This window comes from Listeria rocourtiae subsp. hofi, assembly GCF_963575615.1.
GTDB lineage: Bacteria > Bacillota > Bacilli > Lactobacillales > Listeriaceae > Listeria_A > Listeria_A hofi.
This window is the reverse complement of sequence record NZ_CAUYTL010000091.1, coordinates 1-737: the sequence shown is the minus strand read 5'-3', so window position 1 is coordinate 737 and position 737 is coordinate 1. Positions and strand designations below refer to the sequence as shown.

General features: G+C 42.7%; 1 protein-coding gene. It reads right to left on the bottom strand.

The annotated features are described in order from the left end of the window. Positions 1 to 737, bottom strand: a 737-nt coding sequence (locus R8925_RS15840; protein ID WP_430536747.1) for an immunoglobulin-like domain-containing protein, incomplete at both ends; no start/stop codon positions are given.

Here is a 737-nt window from a genome sequence, read left to right as displayed (position 1 = left end):
TCGCTCTTGGATGTGATTTTATCTTTGGCATAGACAGAAAAGGTTTTCGTTGCGGCATCAAATCCACCTGTACGAACTTTGACACCGTTGACCCATAGTTCTACACCGTTCATTGTCCCTGTGTAAGAACCTGTTAAATTATCTGTGTCTAGTGTGTAAGAAGGTGCTCCGATTTTTAGAGCATCCGGTGATTCGCTGGATGCTTTCACGGTAACGGATGCAGTGACTTCGTTGCCATCTTTATCCACACCGACAATGCTAACGGTATCCGTTTCAGACAAAATTTTGTCTTGGGCATAGACAACGAATGATTTGCCATCTTCGCTGATTTGACCTGTGCGGGCAAAGACACCATTGACATAAAGTTTGATACCTTTACTGACACCATCAAGAGCACCGGTGACTTCTGAATCACCAATCGTGTAGTCATTTGGCGTGATTTTTAGTGTTTGTCCTGCAGCTGCCTTGACGTTGACAGTGGTGCGATCTAGTTCTTGCCAGTTTTTATCGTATAGGACAACTTCTACTTTGTCTGTGGTTGCCGTGATATAATCTTTCGCATAAACTTGATACGTTCCATCTGCTGTGTTTAAAGTAGCGTTTTTGATCAAATTACCATTCACAAATAGTTGTACTTTGGCGCCATTGCCTGTGAAAGTTCCGGTTACGTTATTGTCACCTAAGTTGTAATCATTTGCTGTTACAATAGAAGGGATGCGTTCCCCTAAGACAGTCGA